The 20,218-nt window shown below is 40.2% G+C and carries 17 protein-coding genes; 8 read left to right on the top strand and 9 right to left on the bottom strand.

Annotated elements, in window-relative coordinates:
• Positions 1-632: 632 nt before the first annotated feature.
• The 4 genes from ACM2FC_RS22485 to ACM2FC_RS22470 all read right to left on the bottom strand — a co-directional run bounded on the left by ACM2FC_RS22485 (position 633) and on the right by ACM2FC_RS22470 (position 11,865).
• Positions 633-992: a hypothetical protein gene (locus ACM2FC_RS22485; protein WP_498483284.1), complete on the bottom strand. Its 360-nt coding sequence runs from the start codon at positions 990-992 to the stop codon at positions 633-635.
• Positions 993-1,016: 24 nt separating this feature from the next.
• Positions 1,017-1,736 (bottom strand): HD domain-containing protein, encoded by a 720-nt coding sequence (locus ACM2FC_RS22480; RefSeq protein ID WP_498483283.1) that lies wholly within the window; start codon positions 1,734-1,736, stop codon positions 1,017-1,019.
• 66 nt (positions 1,737-1,802) lie between these two features.
• Entirely contained in the window at positions 1,803-2,528 is a 726-nt protein-coding gene (locus ACM2FC_RS22475; RefSeq protein ID WP_498483282.1) for an SDR family oxidoreductase, read from the bottom strand.
• Positions 2,521-11,865 carry an amino acid adenylation domain-containing protein gene (locus tag ACM2FC_RS22470; protein ID WP_498483281.1) on the bottom strand — a complete coding sequence of 3,115 codons (9,345 nt, stop codon included), beginning with the start codon at positions 11,863-11,865 and terminating at the stop codon, positions 2,521-2,523. Before ACM2FC_RS22470 ends, ACM2FC_RS22475 begins: the two co-directional genes overlap by 8 nt.
• 733 nt (positions 11,866-12,598) lie before the next feature.
• Here ACM2FC_RS22470 and ACM2FC_RS22465 point away from each other — a divergent pair.
• Positions 12,599-13,300 carry a 4'-phosphopantetheinyl transferase family protein gene (locus ACM2FC_RS22465; RefSeq protein WP_498483280.1) on the top strand — a complete coding sequence of 234 codons (702 nt, stop codon included), beginning with the start codon at positions 12,599-12,601 and terminating at the stop codon, positions 13,298-13,300.
• A gap of 81 nt (positions 13,301-13,381) precedes the next feature.
• Here ACM2FC_RS22465 and ACM2FC_RS22460 read toward each other — a convergent pair whose 3' ends face one another.
• Both ACM2FC_RS22460 and ACM2FC_RS22455 read right to left on the bottom strand, forming a co-directional pair.
• Positions 13,382-13,510 (bottom strand): DDE-type integrase/transposase/recombinase, encoded by a 129-nt coding sequence (locus tag ACM2FC_RS22460; RefSeq protein WP_498483285.1) that lies wholly within the window; start codon positions 13,508-13,510, stop codon positions 13,382-13,384.
• A gap of 33 nt (positions 13,511-13,543) precedes the next feature.
• Positions 13,544-13,717, bottom strand: coding sequence for a hypothetical protein (locus ACM2FC_RS22455; RefSeq protein ID WP_498483279.1), 174 nt, complete (start codon positions 13,715-13,717; stop codon positions 13,544-13,546).
• Between the two features lie 430 nt (positions 13,718-14,147).
• On the opposite strand from ACM2FC_RS22455, the gene ACM2FC_RS22450 reads away from it, so the two are divergent.
• A complete protein-coding gene (locus ACM2FC_RS22450) occupies positions 14,148-14,600 on the top strand; it encodes a helix-turn-helix domain-containing protein (RefSeq protein WP_498483278.1) in 453 nt (150 codons plus the stop codon).
• Here the strand turns inward: ACM2FC_RS22450 and ACM2FC_RS22445 are convergent.
• Positions 14,584-15,132: a hypothetical protein gene (locus ACM2FC_RS22445; RefSeq protein WP_498483277.1), complete on the bottom strand. Its 549-nt coding sequence runs from the start codon at positions 15,130-15,132 to the stop codon at positions 14,584-14,586. The two genes, ACM2FC_RS22450 and ACM2FC_RS22445, sit on opposite strands and share 17 nt — an antisense overlap.
• Before the next feature lie 12 nt (positions 15,133-15,144).
• Positions 15,145-15,735 carry a hypothetical protein gene (locus ACM2FC_RS22440; RefSeq protein ID WP_498483276.1) on the bottom strand — a complete coding sequence of 197 codons (591 nt, stop codon included), beginning with the start codon at positions 15,733-15,735 and terminating at the stop codon, positions 15,145-15,147.
• Positions 15,736-15,843: 108 nt separating this feature from the next.
• Between ACM2FC_RS22440 and ACM2FC_RS22435 the strand changes: the two genes are divergently transcribed.
• Positions 15,844-16,677: an SMP-30/gluconolactonase/LRE family protein gene (locus ACM2FC_RS22435; protein WP_498483275.1), complete on the top strand. Its 834-nt coding sequence runs from the start codon at positions 15,844-15,846 to the stop codon at positions 16,675-16,677.
• Positions 16,678-16,710: 33 nt separating this feature from the next.
• Here ACM2FC_RS22435 and ACM2FC_RS22430 read toward each other — a convergent pair whose 3' ends face one another.
• Positions 16,711-17,097, bottom strand: coding sequence for a hypothetical protein (locus ACM2FC_RS22430; RefSeq protein ID WP_498483274.1), 387 nt, complete (start codon positions 17,095-17,097; stop codon positions 16,711-16,713).
• A 737-nt stretch (positions 17,098-17,834) separates the two neighbouring features.
• Here ACM2FC_RS22430 and ACM2FC_RS22425 point away from each other — a divergent pair.
• From ACM2FC_RS22425 to ACM2FC_RS22405, 5 genes are all read left to right on the top strand, one after another.
• Positions 17,835-18,053 carry a hypothetical protein gene (locus ACM2FC_RS22425; protein WP_498483273.1) on the top strand — a complete coding sequence of 73 codons (219 nt, stop codon included), beginning with the start codon at positions 17,835-17,837 and terminating at the stop codon, positions 18,051-18,053.
• Positions 18,054-18,132: 79 nt separating this feature from the next.
• Complete coding sequence (locus ACM2FC_RS22420; protein WP_498483272.1) at positions 18,133-18,456, top strand: hypothetical protein; 324 nt, start codon at positions 18,133-18,135, stop codon at positions 18,454-18,456.
• A 96-nt stretch (positions 18,457-18,552) separates the two neighbouring features.
• Positions 18,553-18,852 (top strand): type IV conjugative transfer system protein TraL, encoded by a 300-nt coding sequence (gene traL / locus ACM2FC_RS22415; RefSeq protein WP_498483271.1) that lies wholly within the window; start codon positions 18,553-18,555, stop codon positions 18,850-18,852.
• Positions 18,853-18,869: 17 nt separating this feature from the next.
• Positions 18,870-19,472 carry a TraE/TraK family type IV conjugative transfer system protein gene (locus ACM2FC_RS22410; protein WP_498483270.1) on the top strand — a complete coding sequence of 201 codons (603 nt, stop codon included), beginning with the start codon at positions 18,870-18,872 and terminating at the stop codon, positions 19,470-19,472.
• Positions 19,469-20,134, top strand: coding sequence for a hypothetical protein (locus ACM2FC_RS22405; protein ID WP_498483269.1), 666 nt, complete (start codon positions 19,469-19,471; stop codon positions 20,132-20,134). Before ACM2FC_RS22410 ends, ACM2FC_RS22405 begins: the two co-directional genes overlap by 4 nt.
• Positions 20,135-20,218: the final 84 nt, after the last annotated feature.

The following is a 20,218-nucleotide window of genomic DNA, read 5'->3' as shown; positions in this document are numbered from 1 at the left end:
GCTAGATAGCCTGATAGTTATGACTCATTTAGACTCAACAAAGCGGAGAAGTGCCAAAAAAGTAATTCCACGTGAAAGTTCTATTTTAAGGTTTCAAGAGTTTTCTAGATGGTGCCGAGTGTCACGTACCTAGCATACGGCGCCTTATATGTTGGATTACACACAGTATCATCCGAGCTAAAGGTCACTGTTTTATTCGCCATATATGCTGCCAATGCGAATGAGCACCAACCACTTTTTCATTTTTCGTATCCTTATATAGTTGTATTTTAAATTTTGCGCACACTCTAAACGTTAACTGTAATGTTCAAGGTATGAGTGAAATGAGGTTTTAATTAAGGGGCTGAAAGGCTTATTCCCCTTTCCTTTACAGCCACTATCTACCAAAAGCTTTAGATTGATAGATATCACTTAACCAAAATTTATGTGGAGGTTCGGCCTTGCTCTTAAACTACTGCACAGCAAACAAACTTGGCTCAACACCGAGCTAAGCTATAAATAGATAAGCACTAGGGCCGAATTAAAGAAATACAACTCTGTCTTTTATATAAAAATAGACAATTTTACTGTCTCCAAAGCAATGTATTTACACTATAATTAAGAATGGAATTGATTTTTTAGGAGTTTAAAATTCACTCTTCACGTGTAAGCTCATCACAAAAAATAAACTTATCACCCTCTAGCTGAAACATGGATATTGATTTGAGCTTAACTTTTGAATTGTCTTTCTTTGTTATATATACATAATGTATCGAGAATATTTTGTCCTCTTCACATGCTAGATTTTGGAACTCTACTGAAACGGACTCAATGCTGGATTTTATTTCTCGCATATGCTCTAAAGAGCTACTTAAATCATGAGTATTACCGTCAATATGTTGTGTGTAGTTTGGTGAAAAATATTTTTCGATATGGCACTCCCAATCTGTCATGTTCTCAATAACATCTGAAAATGCGTTTTTAAGTAATTTCTTTTTTTCGTGTGACTGCATTTGTTATATTCTCATTTGTTGATTTTATTTGTTAAAGTAAAAAGAAAAATGCTGTTGTATTTTATCCAGATGAATGCTGTTTGGTAACAACTCAATCATAGAAGAAACATAATTTCTAGAGTTAATAAATCTTATGGACTGCTCATAGTAAATATCATTTACCCAACTTAAATGATAAAGTTGAACATCTTCTTTTGTATTCAAGTTTTGATTGGAAATTGGATTTCTATTAACTATATTATAAACTAGATTTGGATTCAATTCTCCACATTTCTTATGATCTAGTTTTGAGTAATTTTTTATAAAAAAAGGGAAATTAGATATCTTGTCAGCGTCTCGCAATAGATGTATAAATAATAGTTCTGTATCATCGTACTCTTTGGAAATTACTTTTTTATTATGCTCATATATCGCTTTAAAGATTAATTCTCTATCGCTATCACTCTCCTTAAAGAGAACATTATTCGATTTTAATATAGATATTGACTCTTTTGCATGATCAAATGAGTCGTTATCATTAAAAGTTCTATAGGTTTCATATTGAGTAAACCTACCTAGATCATGAAACTTAGCGGAAAGCAATGATATTCTTTGCTGTTTTTCATCAAAATTCATTAAATTAGAAAGAATTTTTGTATTGAAAATGACTTTACCTATATGAGAAACTTTTAGTAAATATTCAGGCTCAGCTAGTTTTATATATTTTGAAATGTAGCTATTGTACCATTTATTATACAAATTCATTTGGTATTTCTTCTAATGAGGGGGTAGGGCTACTGCCCTACCGATTCTATAACTTCGATTCGGGCGCTAATGAGCTATGTATCCGCCATCAATTGTGACTACACTTCCTGTCGTATAGCTATTTTCCATCAGGAAAGTTGCTCCTTGAGCGATCTCTTCAGGCTGCCCAACTCTTGATGCAGGTAAGGTTGAGAGAAAGGTTTCGCTTTGTGGTGAGGAAATCATCTCGTCAGTCAGAGGAGTATGGATTAGACCCGGGCGAATGGTATTTACTCGTACAGGTGCCAGTGATTTACATAGTGCTTGAGCTAAGCCTTCAATAGCAATATTGGCGGCAGTAGAGATTGGGGTATTTGCCCCAGGCCTTACAGAGAAGCCACCCGAAACAAGGACAATAGAGGCGTCACTGGACAAAAACTGTGACGCATAACGAATAGCCTTAATATATCCCCATAGCTTGGTATCAAAAGCCTGCTTGAGGTCTGCCAAATCAGCAGTACGGATATCCTCGTTATACACTTTACTGCCTGAGGCGGTTAGTACAAGATGGTCAATATTGTTGATTGTACTAAAAACTTTTTCTAGCTGGGCATCATTATCCATATCTATTGCATGGACGAATATACTAGAAGAGGTGGCATTTAACTTCTCTTTTGCCAAATCAAGCTTATTTTGCGAACGACTTGCGATGTGTACGATCGCCCCTTTTTCAAGCGCTAGCTGAGCAGTGGAAAGCCCCATGCCGGAGCTTCCACCAATGATTACAACGGTTTTATTTTTTAAACTACTCATTATTTTCTTCTTCGAGGAGAGTTAAAATTTCATCTTCGAACAGGTCAAAAATCCGTTCTACTTGGTTCTGTGAATAATGTTTTGTGGAGTAATATAAGTTGATGTCGAATTTGTCATCCAACTCCATGAAGTTGATATTCAGTAGATAAGAAGATGTATTGTTCGACTCGCTACGATTTGGCAAGGTAATGTTGACACCTTGTAGGATTTCACTGCTATTGTTACTGCTTTTCATCTCATGATGATTGATCAATATCTTGGGGAGTACTTTATGCAATGCAGCTTTAGTTTCTTTGTTGGTAGAGAAGCTCCAAATAAGCTGGTTTGTTGAAAATTGTTTCTCAGCTAAGCTAGCCATTGCGTTACTGACATGTTGCTGAGAACTCTGGAAGCCTTCCATCAATTTGTCGCATCTCAATACAATAGGGACATGGGCAGAAAACAAGCCCATTGTTTGCATAATATTTTGTGTTTCCTCAGTGACCACTCTTCCGTGATGGATGATATCGGCTGAAATTGTACGCTCCTTAATGTCTACTACTCTTGCAATTGCGCGAAGGAAAGCGTTAGTCATAATATCGGTTACGCGCTCATTTCGTGCTTTTCGGATTCGGTTGCAAATATCTGTATTAAATATAGTTTTGCGTCTATTCAACATTAACGCATGTGTGACTCGGTTTTCGTCCAGCAGATAGCAATCTTTGCCGAGTGAAGTTAACAGTTGCTCATTCAGAGTCGCGCTCTGGTTGGGAGGTATGTCGAACAGGCTTAACCAGTGTGTATAGTCCTGCTTGTCATTTATCCAAAACCGTTTGTTACCAGTAAGATCTTGCAGTAGTTCATAGCAGAGAATATCGATTGAGCTTCTATCACAGATGATATGGGCACAGCATAAGAAGATAAATTGTTCTTTGGTTTCAGAATCGTCTATAAGCACAAAGGTACTCAAGCAAGTGTCAAGTTTAATGTGCTCGGATATCTTGCCTAAGTTAATTTTTAACTGTTCTAAATTTTCGGTTACTTTTGGCATGGAAAGCTGTTCAATATGTACAGACTTAGCTGAAGGCTGATAGTTAAATTGTGGTTCTTTATTTCGTATGTCAAACACACAATTTAACACGGTATGGTGAGCCTTAGCCGTGTTTGCCCAGTTTTCAAATTGGCTGTAAGGAATAGGTTGATTGTTTTTAAATAACCGATAAACCAAACTGGCCTCTGGCTTGTTAATCTGTCGCTCAAAGTAACGGTTTTGCCTAGGCGAAATAATGACATCTTTGACCTGTTTAGAAACTGAAACCGATGTGTTTGAGTTTGGTCCAGATAGATTTAAAGTCGCTTGTTTGCGAATAGTATTGTATTGCTGAATCTGCTCTATTTTTAACTTAATGTTCGCTTTTTTTAGTGCAAAGCAGAGCTGAGCAGCAATAAGTGAGTTACCACCTTTGTCATAAAAATCGTCATCTAACTTGATGTTTTGAATACCTAAGTTTTTTCTCCAAATCTCAAGTACCTTAGCTTCACAGTCACTGATAGGGTCGGCATTCGGATGAACCCCGGTAGTTGCACTCGTCTCTGGTGCGGCAGAGTTATTTTTTTGTGTTGCACAAAATTTAGCACCATCGACCCAATAACGTTGCTGGTCGAACTGATAGCCAGGGAGGTTCACTCGTTGACGTACTTCTTGCCCGTACAAAGGTGTGAAGTCCACGTCTCGACCCAGCTCCCACAGCTTGCCTAAGCCGGATAGGGCATCGTGGTAACAGTGCTCTGCGTCGGCCTGAGTCAATAGGCTGACACTCTCTATCTCTATCGGCCTGTTTAATTCGCAGTGTTTGGCGGCTTCACGCATCACCATGCCGGAGAAGCTGCGTCCCGGACCGACTTCAATAAACAGAGCTTGTGACGTACTTTGTTGAGCTAATTGATGGAAGAGCGTCTCTAATCCTTGCTTAAACAGCACGGGCTGGCGCAAATGTTGGACAAAATAGTCTCCATCAAGTTCTGTACCTGTCAGAAGTTCACCGGTTAAATTCGACACTAATGGAATACGTAGTGGAGAGAACCGAACGCGTCGGCAAGCTTGACGAAACTCATCTAGAACGGGTTGCATCATGCGGCTATGGAAGGCATGAGAGGTGGTTAAGCATCGGTGCGTGATGCCTTCTTCTGTCAATACCTTCTGCATGGTGTCGATATTGTCATGTGAACCACTGAGTACACAGCTGCCGGATTCATTAATCGCGGCGATGCAGCAATCAAATTCGGGCAGTGATTTCACTTGTTCAGGCGTCGCTAACACAGACAGCATGGCCCCTGTTGGCAAGCTGGCCATCAGTTTGGCACGTTGCAACACCAATCGCAGCGCATCATCGACACTCATCGCGCCAGCAATGACTGCTGCCACATACTCGCCTAAGCTATGCCCGACGACATAGTCGGGTTGTTGACCATGTTGCTCTAGCCATGTAGCCAAGGCGTATTCAGTAACAAATAGAGCCACTTGTGTGTACTGAGTTTGATGGATTAACTGCGTCTCGTCAGACGGTTTGGCAAACAGGATCGGTAACAGATCGTAACCGGCCAGTTGCTGAACCAGTAAGTTAAGTTTATCGATGGTCTGTTTGTAGAAGGGCTCATGGCGATAAAGCTGCTCACCCATCCCCGCATATTGCGAACCTTGTCCAGAGAACACCCATACCACAGGAGCATGGCTCATGTCGGAGAGGAGATGGCTTTGGTTGGTTCGTTGTTGAAGTTTGGCTGATAATTGAGCATGATCACTGGCCACAATGGCGCAGCGATGCTGGAATGCTTCACGCGATGTATGTAAAGTCCAAGCGGTATTCGCTAAATGTGTGTCATCGTCGTGTGTGTGAGCGAGAGAGGCCGCTTGGCTGAAGAACGCCATCGCTTGCTCTGCCTGCTGCAAAGAGGTCTTCGACTTGGCGGATAAACTCAAGAGGCGCAGAGGACGAAGAGAAGGAGATGGCTCGGTTTCCACTTTAGGTGGCTGTGCAAGAATCACATGAGCATTGGTACCACCAATGCCGAATGAGCTGATCCCTGCGTAGCGTGATTGACCTTCTGTTAATGTCCAAGGTTTGGCCTCGGTGGTAATGGAGAAAGGCTTACTCTCTAACTCTAGAAGTGGGTTAGGGATGGAGAAATTCGGTTGAGGTGGAATGGTTTCGTTTTGCAACATTAACGCCACTTTGAGTAAACTCGCAATCCCAGCCGCTTCACTGGCGTGGCCAATAGCGGCTTTGACTGAACCAAGGGAACAATGATAGTCGTCGGGGATAGGCCCCTGGGAGCGCATGACTTGATCAAGGGCTTGAATTTCGATGCTGTCCCCTAAGCTTGTGCCAGTGCCATGGCATTCGATGTAGCTAATATCAGTAGGTTTAATACCGGCCATCGCGACGGCTTGCTGAATACACTCGACTTGGCCATCAATACTCGGGGCAGTGAAGCCAATCTTACGGTTTCCGTCGTTGTTGACTGCGTGACCTTTAATGACTGCGACAATGTTGTCGCCATCTTTTTGGGCTTGAGACAGACGCTTCAAGACAACCGCGCCGACCCCAGAGCCACCGACGATACCGCTGGCTTGCTCGTCAAATGGGCGGCAATGACCATCTTTGGAATAGACCAGCCCCTCTTGGTACACGTACCCTTGCTGAGCTGGTAGAATTATTCGTGAAGCGCCAGCAATAGCGAGATCGCACTCGTTACTTTTCAGTTTTTGACAGGCTTCTGCAATGGCGACGAGCGAAGAAGAGCAGGCTGTATTGATATTGTATGAAGGTCCATTTAGGTTCATTAAGTAGCTGGTACGCGTTGCTAAAAAGTCCGGTGAGGCGAGGGTATAGAACTCCCAAAAACTAAGCTTTTCATTGTCCGTTTCGCTAGTTAGTCTCTTGTCTAAGTATTGTGGGTCGCCATAAGAGGCAAATACGCCAATACGTAAATCACTGCGCTGGATAAGATATCCAGACGACTCCAGTACTTGCCACGTTTTTTGTAGGAAACGTCGTGCTTGAGGATCAAAATAGGAGGCATCTCTAGGACTGATACCAAAAAACGAAGCGTCGAACAATTCAGGGTTATCTACCATTCCAGTAGCAGATAGGTAGTTATCGTGGGTTAGTATTTCCTCGTTGATTCCGGCCGACTTTAATGACTGGAAGTCAGAGGTAGCGATCACTTCTCTTCCTTCTACGATGTTCTTCCAGTAGCTGTTGAGGTTGGGGGCCTGAGGAAACTCGCCTTCAATTGCAATGATAGCAATGTCGTCGTCTGAATACGCTGCACTATATGTAGTCTTGTTAACAGTAGGGACATCATTGTTTAGAAATTGAGTCAACAGCCTTAGATTCGGATAAGCGAAAATATCTAACACCTTCACTTCTTTACCAATGTTTTTACTCAGTTTTAAAGCTAACTGAACTGCCTTGAGCGAATCCCCGCCCGCATCTTTAAAATTTGTATTTGCATCGATATGGTTAACGTTAAGTACTTCTCGCCAAATATCTGCAATGAGTTGTTCATTGTCATAAGATACTCTGGAATTAGCTTGCACTTTGAATGCGTTATTTTCATTATCATGCAGTTGTAAGTCAGCTATAGAAATTTTTCCGCTCGTGGTGAGCTTGAATTCATCAATGGGCACAAAAAACTGAGGTATCATTGGCCTCGGTAGTCGAGAACTGAGATAGGACTCAAGTTCGGTATTGGTTAATGTTACAGACGATTTATACCAAGCTGCTATGCTCTCTTGCTGACTAGAAGTGGAGGTTAATTTTATAACAGCTTGCTCGATGTTGGGGTGACTGATTAGCTCACTTTCGATTTCCCCTAATTCTATCCGATATCCATTGACTTTCACTTGCCGATCTAATCTACGACTAAATTGTAGGTTGCCATTTTCGTCCCACGCCGCGAGATCCCCTGTATTGTATAGTTTTGAACCTTCAACAAATGGGTTATCGATAAATCGTTTCGCAGTTAGTTCTGGTTGATGTAAATATCCGTTGGCAATACTGTCTCCACTAAGGTATAGCGTACCAACGCATTGGTCAGGAAGTGGGTTTAAATACTCATCTAGTACGTACGCTTTGTAGTTACCTAACGGCCTACCAATCGTTACTTTGTTTGTGTTGCTAAGATCTTGAGCGGTTGCCCAAATTGTAGCTTCGGTGGGGCCATACACATTCCATACTTTTGCGGCTAATTTCTGCAATTTGGATAGGATAGTTTCATTGAGTGCTTCACCGCCACACAATGCAGTAAGTTTTGTACTTCGCGGTAGAAAATCACCAATAACATTCCAAATACTAGGAGTACTTTGTATGTAATCAGGTTGAGCCTGTTCTATTGATTGCAGCAGCTTGTTGTAGTCTTCACGAACTTCAGCGGAAGTTAAGATTAACGTGGCACCACTGATCAGAGGGACATAAAGTTCTAACTGAAAAATATCGAACGTATACCCAGTAAAACTCAGTAGTGATTGACCTGCATTGATTTCTAAAAGATCTTTAAAGTAACAAATGGTATTGGTTAAATTTCGATGCGATATAGTGACGCCTTTGGGATCGCCAGTTGTACCGGATGTGTAAAGAATATAGACAGGTTGTGTCGCACTTATTCTTTCAAACTGAGGCAAATCAGAGGATTGTTGGCTATTAGCGTCACATTTAATCGAGATTGTATCTATTGTTTTGATATTAGTCGGCGCGTCCTGACTAGTAACCAATATTTGTTTGATGCCTGAGCTTTGTATGATTTTGCTTAAGCGTGCCTCTGGGCTTTTGATATCAAGTGGGAGATAGGCTTTGCCAATACATTGTAACGCTAGCATCGACACAACCATTTCGACACTTGGTTTCATGTACAGACCCACTATGGGTTGCAATGATAAATCAGTGGATTGCATCAATATACTTGCGGTATTCAATACAGCAGTTAGTAACTGTGCGTAGGTCCACTTTTCTTGGTTGAATTGTAACGCAATCAGATCTGGTTGTTTTTCAGCCACCGTTTTAAACAATTCGAAAGTTGTGCAATCGGAAGGATAAAAAGTTTCAGTAGCATTTCTAGACACAATGATGTCGGTAAACTTGTCTTGTGCTAGTAGGCGAATTTGTTTTAATGGGATGGCTGAATCTTTACCAACCTGTTTAATAAGATATTTAAAGTTATCAATGAAATCTTGGATAAAATCATCACTAAATAGTGCCGACTTGTATTCGATACGGCCATAAATGCCATGTTTTTTTTCATCTAATTCGAAGTAAAAATCGGACTTTACTTCACCAGAATGAGTATCAAGTTGGGAGCAAGTGAACTCCGTATGCTTAAACTGGTTTGGCTCTAAGATAAAGAAAATGGAAGGTTGCAATGACTCGCAATTATTGCTTGATTTAGCTAACTTCTGTAACTGAGAAAATTCTATTTCATACTTAAGGTTATCTAGAGTCTTGTTATGTACCTGAGTCACATGTTGAGCAAAGCTTTGATTTGGTAAAATAATGTGGTTCAAGAGGAGGATGTTCATGAAGTTGCCAAGAACGTCACTACTTCCGACAATTTGCTTACGGTGATCGCTAATGGAAAATAGGCTTATAGACTGACCCATATTGTATTTATGCAACTGCATTGTGAATATGGCTGATAGCGTAGAGAATAGTGAGACCCTTAAACGCTGTGATATTTCTATCAGTAGATTATGATCGGCACTATCTATATGAAAGGATGTTTGTTTTCCCTTATTTTGCTTAAGTACGTTCTGATGTGGTGATATAGCTGGAATCTGAGCGGGTTGATAGAGCTGTAACTCCTTATTCCAATAGCTTTTTATTTCTTGGGGCAAATTATCTTGATTCTTGAACCAATATACATACTGAGCATAACCAGGCTGTTCAACTGGCATACTCGCCGGTTTTGAATCCAGTAAACAGTAAGTGTCTAATATCTGGGGTACCAATACTTGATACAAAGACGTACCGTCAATAATGAGATGGTGAGATGCTATCAATAACCGGTATCGGTCTTCTGAAAATTTGTATAGGTAGAATCGAACAAGGCCCGGATTTGTTAAATCGTACGGTAGCCGAACTCTTTTGTGTGCATCTTTTTGGTAGACAGACTGCTGATCATCAAATTTAGTTAAATCTACACATTCAAATGTATAGTATTGAGAGAAAAATTGCTCAGCATCTTTGCTTGAACAGGGGGCACGATGTTGGTTAATTTGCGCGATGTATTGCTCAATTTCGTGAGTAGGGGAAGCTGCTATATAGGCTCGTAACTGAGGGTGTTTAGCGATCATCAAGCATAGTGCGAGTTTAAGTCGTGATACCGACAAAGATTGCTTAATCTCAACACTCATTTGTTCGTTATAAATCAATTCACTATCCGCAACAGCCAAGTGAGAATAGATCTGTTTCTGTATTGGTGAGAGAGGATAATTGTGCGGATCCTCTATTCGATTATCAATATTTAGAACTGAACCAGCTGTGGAGTTTGCACCTTCGATTAATTGAGCAAGCTTGTGAATTGTGAGATTGCTAACGAAGTCTTTAAAGCTAACTTCTATATTGAGTGATTTTTTAAGTATCGTGACTACTTTAGCTGCGAGTATCGAGTTCCCTCCCAACATAAAAAAATCATCATGAATACCCACATGCACTGCACCCAGAGTTTGTTGCCAAATATCACATAGTGACTTTTCAATCTCTGTTCTAGGTGGCTGGTAATGGTGAGTTTGTTTAGTTGGCTCACAGGGTAGAGCTTTTGTATCCACTTTGCCATTAATAGTGAGTGGTATGTTAGCTAATATAGTTAAGCTCTCAGGACACATATAATCTGGTAATGTGTTGAGAAGTTCTGCTCTTATTTTTTCTTCTAACTCATTAGAAATAGCCGAGTCGTTCAAGCATGTGTCATCTGCTGGGACTAAATAGGCGGCGAGATATTTTTGCTCCGCTTTTTCTTGGGCGACTACTACTGCTTGTTTTACGTCTGAGCATTGCAATAAAGCTGATTCGACTTCAGCTAGCTCTATTCGATAGCCTCGAATCTTGACTTGATGGTCGATTCTGCCGAGATACGCTAAATTCCCATCTTCACGCCACTGAACTAAGTCACCACTTCGGTATAGTCTGCAATGTCCGAGTTTTTCGTCTTCTCTACTGGCAAAGGGGTTTGAGACAAAGAGTTCATCGGTGAGCGCTGGTAGATTGAGATAGCCACGCGCTAGACAGGCTCCACCGATGTATAGTTCGCCAGAGGTATTTGGTGGGACAGGATTCATATCAGCGTCCAATACGTACAGATTCACGTTTTGGATAGCGCGACCAATATGTATGGAATCTAGCTCGTCCGAGTTGATTTGTGTACTGCTAACATAAACCGTGCCTTCAGTTGGGCCATACTGGTTGAAAAGTTTGATATGGTTTGGGATATGCTGCAGTCCATTTAAGCTTTCCCCCCCAGTATGAATAACCATAGCAGGCAACTCATTGAGGTCTATCGCTTTAACTACTGCTGTGGGCAAAAACGATTGTTTGATATTGTTACTACTTATGTAGCTAAGTAGTAACCTTGTATCCTTTTGCACTTCGTTAGCAATCAAATGAAGATGAGCACCGTAGGCAAGAGCTGGAAAAATTTCGAAAACTGACGCATCAAAAACGTAGTTTGAAAACTGCAGTATTTGTTTTTCGGGAAAAATTTCGAGTTCAGTTGCTGTGGCGATGCATGTGTTAATAAGAGACCTATGTTCAATCATGACTCCCTTAGGGCGCCCAGTTGTGCCAGAGGTATAAATTACATAAGCGAGATCACTCGGATGATATTCATTTTTTAAGTTTGACTGCCAGCTCTCACTTTGTTGTGGCATATCATCTGTAGCAATGATGATTGAGTTATTGTTGATGCCAACTCGTATATTATCCAACTCGTTTAGGTATCTATGTTGAGTGAGAAATACAGGGTTATTGATATCTTCAACGATAAACTTAGTTCTTTTTATTGGAGCGTCTGGGGACAAAGGGACATAGGCAGCGCCAGCCTTTAAAACGGCTAATATACTTATGATCATTTCTAGCGAACGATCAAAATAAAGTGCGATTAAAGTGTTCGGCTGAAGAGGTTTTTTGTTTTCTTCCTCATATTTACTCGTTATAAGGTTTGCTAATTGGTTTGAACGATTATTTAAGTCGAAGTAGCTTAAAGATTTCCCATTATATGTTATAGCGGTATTGTTGGGTGTATTACACACCTGTTCCTCAAATAACTGCAAAATCGTGTTGTTTGTATTGCTTAAGCTGTCCATAGATTCCTGCTAACTGAACATTTTATTAGGGCGTGTTGATCTTTTGCGATGATTTTTGCAGCAGTGTGTCGCTTATTTCTACAAGGAAGTGGTGGTGCCATGTAGTCACCTACACAAATCAGCACTGACGCCGTAGAAGGGAGCGACAAACGCTGCCCGGAGGGTTCGATTCCAAGGCTTTTACTCTTTGTTGCAGGCTCATCACTTAGAATGACTAAGCTTCTTCACCTGCGCCGTGATTAAAAGCCTTGGAATTCGAACAAAATTTAAACTCAAAAGATCAACACGCCCTAGTTTATTAATTTTATTATTGATGTAAACGATAGTTACATCAGTGATTAATTATTTATCTTGTAATTACAGATAAATGTTCACTTACTATCCAATTGATTAATTTTTTATATTTACAAATAAATGCTCGAATTCAATGTAAGTGATTAAATATTTATTTTGTGGGTCTAATTAAATACTATAAATATATATTACGGATTGCCACTTGATATTTGAATTGTATGTTTTCTTTTTTAGTTGTTGATGATTGCTATTTAATCGAGTAACAAGATAGGCATATTTATCAAAAAGAAATAAGTACTTATAGTTTGAATTTTATATCTGTATGATTCTTGAAATTAACCTTTTTTGACTATTGGACTTGATCGATTTTTGAACTTTTATAGTGGAAATAAAGTTATAATAAATATATTTTTTTTAATGAAAAAAAAGTGGAATTGGTATGAATAGTTTTTTCTCTTATGTTAGTCATTTAAAGTTTAATCAATTTATTAATATCGAATATTCATACTTGGAATACGATGTGAAACTTTATCAAGATTGCTTGTTTAATAAGCTGAATGTTTCTTTTCCTACTAAGTTAAATAGAGCAGTGTCAAAGCGTAGAGCAGAATATTTAGCGGGCCGAGTGGCAGCGAAAGAAGCATTGTTTAAACTAACAGGAAAAGTAGTTTCAGTACCCAGTCATGTAGATCGCTCTCCTGTATGGCCTATTAATACTATAGGCTCTATTTCACACACAGACTCATTTGCGATTTCAGTTGTGGCCTATAAAAAAACTGACTTTTCAGCTTTGGGAGTAGATATTGAAAAAATGTTGTCACCTAAAACAGCTCAAGACATTTCTGAAACAGTATTGTGTGGCTCTGATTTTGACTATATAGAGCGTAATTACATTGATCTCAACCTAGGAGTGACGTTGGTTTTTTCTGCTAAAGAAACTTTATTCAAGTCATTATATCCATCGGTCGGTTATGTGTTTGGGTTTGAATATGCATCAGTCCATCATATCAATTGTTCTTCTGGTTACTGTGTATTAATGCTTGAAAAGGACCTATCAAGCTATTGGAAAAGAGGAACAAAATTTTCTGTTCGATTTTGGTGGATGCGAGAACATATAGTGACGTTGCTCCATATGCCGTAAATACGGCTGGGGTGGAGTCAAAGAGCCTACTATATTCAGCGTTTTAGGGAGCATAAGATTTTATACTGCGCATAGCTTTACCTAGCAAGTGTTTTGCAGTTTTTTGATTTCGAGCTTGTGCGAGGAAAAATCGAAGGTGCCTCCTTCTTTAGAGGTAGCTCGATACAAATACGTCCACTGGTCATTCAATTTGACATACGTTTCATCTATCTGCCAGCTGGAACTGTAACTAGGCTTCTATCGTCAACGTAATCGCTTTTCTGTTTCAGCCGCATGCCTCTGAACCCAACAATATAAGGTGGTGTGATTGATGATAACGCCTTTTTCTAGCAGCATCTCAGTAATACTCGGTAACTGACGCCGTATTTGCAGTACCAAGTTACGGTCCAAAGAATGATATCGCCAGTGAAATGACATCCTTTGAAATCTGACATGATAGCTCCAACCACTGATAATTTTATTCAGTGTGGCTATAGGTGAGCTAATCTGTATTGCCCAGAAATACAACTTACCAACAGCGAAGTTGAACGCAATTGTTGGAAGATAATTGCAACCTATAATTGTGAACTGAGTAAGAACCTACGACAAGCTAGGTTCTTACCTTTGCAATACAAAAACTAATTCCAATAATTTCGAAATAATTTGATTTTCTAAATTGATTTTGTCCAAAATTGGTTTAGAACGGATAGTTAATTTTTTACAACTGATTGTGTAGGTGACTCAACAGACTTAAATTACCAGAGAAATGCATTAAGAGAGATTAATTAACAAAAAGGCATGTAAGACAGTTAACATGAGCTGCATGAAAAAGTAAACTTTGCGTATAACGCAATGATCACTATACAAAATGACAGAGAATAAAAGCTTTATTTCCTTGTTACGAAGGCTTCGTTTAAATAAGGGATACTTAACTACTACATCATTTGCAAACTCAGTAGGTTTGAATGTCCGAACAGTGAACGCTCATGAGCTAGGCACACGTCCGATCAACGAAATATATGCTAAAAGGTACGCTGAAGCATTAGGAGTAGACAACTGGAAAGCTTTGCTGACGAAGCATCAAGTCAAATTGTCAGAAAGCTTTTTTGAGTCGTATGACAAAGAGTTAGAAGTGCTTGTTTATTTAGCAACCAAAATTGCGAAAATTGAAAATATAGACATTCATTCTCGCAAGAAACTGATATATATGATGATGAGCGATCCATCTATCCTCTCAAGGTATTATGGAAACGATCTCACCGAAGAGTCTGTCATTATGAACGCTATCACCATATATGAATCGATTAGAGCAGGGTCTTAAGGTTAAATTCTTCCGTAAACTTTAACCCAAGACTCTTTTTATTGTTGTTGATTATGGAGTCAATTTTTTGAATGACATTAAGTATTTTGTCTGTGTTGTCATTGATATCTCGAGCAAAGCTTAAGCTTTTGTATGAGCGCGCTTCAGTTGCAAATGCTAACCCTTGAAATATGCCGTTATATTTTGAGGCGTAGCTGACTCCGTGGTCTATGCCATGTTCGCGTCTTTCTCCTGCTATTTGTTTTTCTCGTCTGGATGTTGGCTTAAGCATATCCCAAGGCATGATAATCTTTGGGTTATTATCAAGCATCTTGTCACCTGAATTAACTAAATGGCACTCACTAAAGTAGTCTTGATGGATAAAATAATTGTTCCATTCTTGGTTTGAGCTCCAATACACTTTGTTTTTTGTCGTTAAATTTTCTCGAAAAAACGCTATATAATTGCATCCACACTCTTGCGCAAAAGCTTCTAGTAGTTTTGCAAGTGTTGAGTCTAGCTTGCTAATTTTACTTAGGTTAATCGATTCCATTACTCTGTACCTTTATGATAAATTGCGAACCTGTACTACTCGTGATATTTCATTAACATGCTCGATGGTTACGACTTTGTTTTCACCAATATCCATGGTCAACGTTTTCTCGTCCAGCTCTAAAGGGAAGCCTAAATACTGAATTCCCTCTTCAGAGGTCGCAACACAAAGTCTTGAGCAGTTATCGGAAATGTTCACTTTAGTCGTTATGAGTAAATCTCCAGCGAATAGCCAAGGTTTCCAATTATTATTGGTCACGGTTATTAACTCAAAATGTTCTGGGCCATATTTATCGATAAATCGATATGCGTCATCATAAGCATTCGATAAGTCATGGAAATCATAAGAAGAACGTGATTTCAACGTCGGTTCTGGGCCATAGCCATCTCTTATCCAATCCACCGTAACATTCACTTCATTCTTGATGGCGTTAGCTAAAACTATCGACACTTTGTCTGAACAGATCTGGTTTGTTTTACTTTCCCAGTTTCTCAGGTTCGTCGAGGAAATTGAGTACTTTTCGCAAAAGGATTTCCTAGAATGGTTTAAAAGGTGGCGTAAGTGTTGAATACGGCCGCCAGATGTACTGAATATTTTTTCCAAAACTAAAAGTCCTTATAGGCCAACTAAAAAATAGTCCGTAAATCAAAAGTTTGGTAGAGTAGGGTACCATTAAAACTCATTCTAGAAATCAAATTACGGCAATTTATTATGGCTAGACAACTAAAAATTAAATCAACGTTAATTGATGAAGGTATAAAGTTTCCTGAAGGTTCTCGATGGAAAAATGACGCGTTATATTTTTCTGATATGGACAATGACAGCGTCTACTGCTTTAAAAATGGGCAGCTAAAAAAACTTTTTGAAGTTCCATCTCCCTCTGGCATAGGATGGCTACCTTCTGGTGAACTAGTTGTTTCTTCCATGATGGAGAATTACAGAGTCTATAAGTGGGATGGCAAGAACGTCAGTATCCACTGTGATTTATCTGGAGTGACTCAATTTTACATTAATGACATGGTCACAAATTCAAACGGTGACAGCTATGTTGGTGACATTGGTTTTCATTGGGAGAAGCCAGAAGATCGTAGGTCTGGGCATATTTTTAAAATAGATCAGTACGGTGAATTCACAATTGTTGACAATACCCCAATATTTCCGAATGGATGCGTGATTCATGACGATATTTTATACATTGCTGAATCTTTTAATGAAAGAATATCAACTTATAAAATTCAACCTGATGGATCTTTAGCAGACAAATCCACATTCTGTGCGGTGGAAAACTTGATTCCAGATGGTATTAGCTTGGATGAAGAACTTGGTGTATGGGTCGCGGATCCGTTTGGGCTTCAAGCCGTGGTTAGGTTAACAAAATCAGGAACAGTAACAGATACAATAGACGTCCCTAAAGGGTTTCACCCATTTGACTGTGTACTAGGGGGGGAGGATATGAAGGATCTATATATCCTGAGCTCAACACTGGATAGGTGTCATGGCCGAATAGATGTAGCTCGAGTCGATATAAAAGGGCTTAAGATATAACTTGATCCTACCTTAACCCCCTTTTTACTTAATCTATTCAAATAAGGGGGTTATCTCATTTGAGATGTCACCAAGTTCTTTGTCTTTAAGAAAGACAACTTCCAGCTTAGCTTTATATGCGATTTCATTTCCCAGCCTAGATACAGTGTCCAAAATGACCTTACCGTTATCAACTACGGACGATTCTGTAGAAATAGAAATGACCTTCGGCTCAGTGACCACATTTACAACTTCGAGATCCATATTGGCGATAAATGTGTTGTGACCATAGACGTTTTGATATGACAATTGATTCGAGGTAAGAAAGTCAGACAAGTAGTTCGTTAGGTGTTCTAAGACATCGTGTGATGGCATTAGATTCTTGGAATCAAGATCAGAAAGTAGGACTTCATAACTTTCTGAAAAGTTCTTAATATTCATGAATTTATGACTTATTGTTGGTTCGTTGTTTTATTCTATGCTCAATAGTTAGAACTTTCAACACTATATATGTAAAGGAAAAGAGTAAATCTTATAAGTAAATGATGGTTATATTGATTGCATAATATTGAGATGACAATTGATATATTTTATCTTGATTGTACCAAACAGTGCTAAAACTATCAAAATGCTTGTGGTCTCTAATCCATATTGATACAGTTGCACACGCTTGGTCGATGGTTCGTGTTGAATGAATTTTAACAAGAACTTGAACTCTTGCTTATTTACTCGCCTCTTCATCAGCATCATTGCGAGTTCGCCTCACCGTATGGTGAGGCACTTTTGAGAGCAATTATTTAACAAGTGAATGAGGGGTTGGCGTTTTCCGTTGAGTCGGGAGACTGGAGCGTCCTAACGTGGATCTTGTATGCAACTTAAGCTTTGCTATGTGGTTGTATAGTGAACTTGTTAGATCACTTTTGAACAAAAAGTGTGTGATATGGCTAGCCATGTCGTAAATGAAATCTCGTTACATAGCCAACCTATTTTCTGCTTATATAACCGCAGGTTCATTTTTTACTGTTGCCCCGAAATTGTTACGGGGCTTTCTTTGTACTCAAATGAATGAAGGCATAACCGACACAAAAATGGACTTAGAAATGTATATGTTGAAGTGAAAAAACTTCGATTGTTTTTATTTGTTTGGTCGCAAATATTACTTTTGACATGGAGGTAAAATGGCATCAAGTTGCATCACGTTTCCAGCTCGGGAAGGGCTGTCTTCAGATATTAATACTCTCGCGAGTGAGTGGGGCTACAAGCAGTATGGTAATGGCGGGTATACCGCATTTATTGCCGATGTGTTGGATGCCGTTATTCAAAGTGAACAAAACAATCACCCGAATTTTAACCTCGAAACGATTTTGGCGAAGAAAACCAAAAAAGATCGCAAGTAACCGTTAAAACAATTAAATAACTTTTTATTTCAATGCCCGGTAGGTAGGGCTTCGTGCTGTTCAAATTTAGGGATAAATCATGCGAATCGACACAGAGGATGCGTTGAACTTGAACATGATGGATGGTCTTCAGCGTATCCATTCTTTAAATATTCACCCTATACATCCACAAGAAGTCACGTGGAGTGAGGATGACATTCACGCCATGCAATATGCGTTGCTGGTTCAATCATTAATAGAGCTCAATGACCGTAGGCGCTCTCAGTCGATGAGAGCGGAAGCGTGGACTTGGCTTTTCTCGGACAGCGAACAGCCATTCTCAAGCTCCGTATGCGCGCAGAGTCACAATTTAAATATCGATGTGCTTCGAGAAGGCGTTAAAAAATATGTTTCCGCCCTGTAGCCCTTTCTCCATCGGGTTTTCAGCAAAATTTAGGAAATTTTTAACTGTCCGTAGAATGGAAACCGACAGCAATATAAAACACGCAAGGATGTGCCGATGTCTGATGACAAGCCCATAAACGTACCGGATTTAGTGGACGAGCCTATCCACTTCCTTATTTGGCAAATTGATGAAATAGCGGCCGTGGCTTTGGGGTTGGTGGTTGGGATCATCATTAACTCTCCACTCTTAGGTTTGGTGATTGGATATATAGGAAAAATACAGTACGCCAAATTAAGAGATGGCAAGCCAAGAGGTTTTTTTATTCACCGTATCCGAGACAAAGGTTTGCCTATTGACCATGTGTCAGCGAACTCTTCTATGCAGCCACCTTTAGTGGATAAATTTCATTCATAGCTTGTTGGTGATCTGTTATGGACTTTACACAATTAAAAGCGAAATTTGGTGAGCTCAAGCAAACCACCACAGCGCTTGCCATCTCCAACGTTATTTTGGTCATCCTTCTCTTTGTGTCGCTGGCCATTAATTTTCAAAAAGACACCGTGGTGATGAATAACCTCAATGAATCGTGCTTGCAAAGCGAAGTTGGTCGCTACAGCATGAACGATGCCAATCATGTCCGCTTGGGTTTTTATCTCTCTGGCATGCTGGGCAACATTACACCGTCGAACATCAATTTTGTGGAAAAATCCGTCTTACCGTTTATGGACTCCAATATTTATCAGGACGTTAAAAAGGCCATTGCGCTTCAGCTCGCCGAGTTGAAGCGTGATGAGGTGACGATGACGTTTACCCCAGAAACGTCCCTGTTGGAAAACGGGACCACCTACATCACAGGGCGGGGAACGTTAACGGGGCCAACAGGAAAAGTGGAGTCGTTTACTCGAACCTACGAGTTTGACTTCGTCGTAGAAAATTACACCGCACTCGTGCGTTACGTCGATGTGTATGACGATGTTGCCCATGACTCATCATGGGAGAAGAAACATCAGAAACGTCGTGGAGGTAAGTCGTGAGGATTGCCTTTTTGATTATTGCGCTTCTATTGCCAGGCTCACTACTGGCGACGCAAATGGCTGAGTTGTCTGAGCCAACTCAACAAGCGCAGACCTACGTCATATCAAACAAGCACGTCAACCGTATTGTGACGCCATTTAAACGCCCGTCCATCAAAATGGATAGCGTCGGAGGGGTGGCGTATAAGGCGCGGGACAATGTGTTGTATGTATCCACGACTCACAATGCACCAATCGCTGGGTTTATTACGGAGTCGGGTGATGAGAGTGCGGCTATTCAAGTGACGTTCAAACCTATGGCGGTCGGGCCGCAAGAGGTGGTGCTTCATGGAGAGACGATGCAAGGGTCTTCGCTGGCTAGGCGGTTTGAGCGCTCAAGTCCTCGCTCTGCCACCATTAAGGCTGTGATGTCGTCTATCGCGAAAGGGACGTTGCCAACGGGATATAGCATGAAACCTGTCAATGCAGACTACATGCCAAATTGTAAGCAAGACGGACTAACCTTTAACTTTTTCGACGGGCAGTTTGCGAGTGGTGGGGACTATGTTGTGTCCATTGGCACGGTGAAAAATGAAAGCCCTCATCGTATCGAGTTCAAAGAGAACCACTGTTATCAAGATGGAGTGGTGTCTATCTCGGCTTATCCTAACGTTAAAATCTGAAGGATCCCCACGAATTTCATCATAGCCCCTCCATCTGTATTGTCAGCATCGACAGTTGACTCAATGCGTAGATAATAAGGGGCT

Source organism: Vibrio sp. A37, assembly GCF_059777565.1.
This window is presented reverse-complemented; position numbering and strand designations above follow the sequence as displayed.